This window comes from Desulfobacter curvatus DSM 3379, assembly GCF_000373985.1.
In the GTDB taxonomy this organism is placed as follows: domain Bacteria; phylum Desulfobacterota; class Desulfobacteria; order Desulfobacterales; family Desulfobacteraceae; genus Desulfobacter; species Desulfobacter curvatus.
Map to the genome: position 1 here is coordinate 1 of NZ_KB893033.1, position 1,345 is coordinate 1,345.

The 1,345-nt window shown below is 38.3% G+C and carries 1 protein-coding gene; it reads right to left on the reverse strand.

Annotated features, from left to right (window positions below; all coding sequences use genetic code 11):
• Positions 1–156: 156 nt before the first annotated feature.
• Entirely contained in the window at positions 157–1,158 is a 1,002-nt protein-coding gene (locus B147_RS0109885) for a hypothetical protein (protein WP_020587043.1), read from the reverse strand.
• Positions 1,159–1,345 lie beyond the last annotated feature (187 nt).

The window sequence follows — 1,345 nt, forward strand, 5'->3', positions numbered from 1 at the left end:
CCTTGTTCTGGCGCCAGAGGCGCCGGGACAAGGTGCTGGACGTAGTCAGCACCGCGATTCTCGGCGGCGCAGCCGCCGAGAACGATGAAGTCACCAGCCGCGCTGATCACTGGCGGGTGAGCGGCAAAAGTTCTCGCGGTCTGGTGCACTGGCATGTTAGCAGATCTTTCGTTGAGTTGTGGTTTCAAAAACATTTAAAGCCTTTAATAATTCTTCTGTATATTTGATTATGTTTATGGCTTCATCTTTAGTTACCTTTTTCCTTTTTCCATGAACAAGCCCATTTCGGATGTCAAAAGCAGATGCAATTTTATCTCGAAGCTCTTGGGAAGCAATGCCTAAAGCGCCTAACACAACTGTGCATAGCAGTCGGTTACTTACATTATCAAGAAATTTATCAACTTGTGAACTCGTTCCAAAACTATTTTTCGTATAGTGTTTTCTAAGAGTGCTTATTATCCTTAACTCAAGGACTGTGGCAGCATATATAACTGAATTACGATAATCTTCTTGAAATAAATATTCCCAAGCAAGAACAATTAACTTTTTATTAAGAGGAATTTCATCAGCAACAAGTTTGTCAATTTCTTTTGCAATGAGAAGATTGTCTTGTGATGAAGATACACGCACATGTCCTTCACTAAAACATCCAACATAGTCCTTTGCATTAATTTTGCACCGATAAAATAAGGAAGTTTTAAATTCTGACTCAGTTATTTCAGGAACAATTGAAATCATTCCCTTTTTCCAGGCTTCAGATTCATGTTTGATATTGTATTTTGCAGTTCTATAAGCATCCACAACTCTTGAAAAAGCAAGAAAAGCTGTATTTATAAATGGCTCAATAAATGTTTTGATTTTATCATTAGTGCAACCATCTTTTATTTTTTGCTCAAAAGTTGGTAAATCTACGTTCAAGGTAATGTCTATTGTTGGAATTTCAGAAATATAGTTCAAGTCTCTTTCATTAGAGTAAAAAAAACGACTTATCTCAATCTTTTCTTCCCTTGATACACCAAACGTACCTGACTCAACACATACGCTTGTTTTTTTAATCGAAAATTCAATTTTTTTATTCCAGAACTCAAGCAACCATTGAGCTGAATTCCAAGGTATGCTTTTAAGGCCAAATGCTTTCTTAAAAATAATTATAGACATTTATCCAAACCTAACATTTAAGAGATGAGGCTTTTCTGCTAACCGCTGCGCCTAACCAGCGGGCGCGGTTTTTAGCCCGTCTGCGTTCAGGCGCTTGTGTGTGCCGGGCACGGCACATGTTCTTAAAAGTGAGTCAAATGTATAGAATTCCAATACATTTGGCAAGTCTTAGACCCAGCCTGATGGA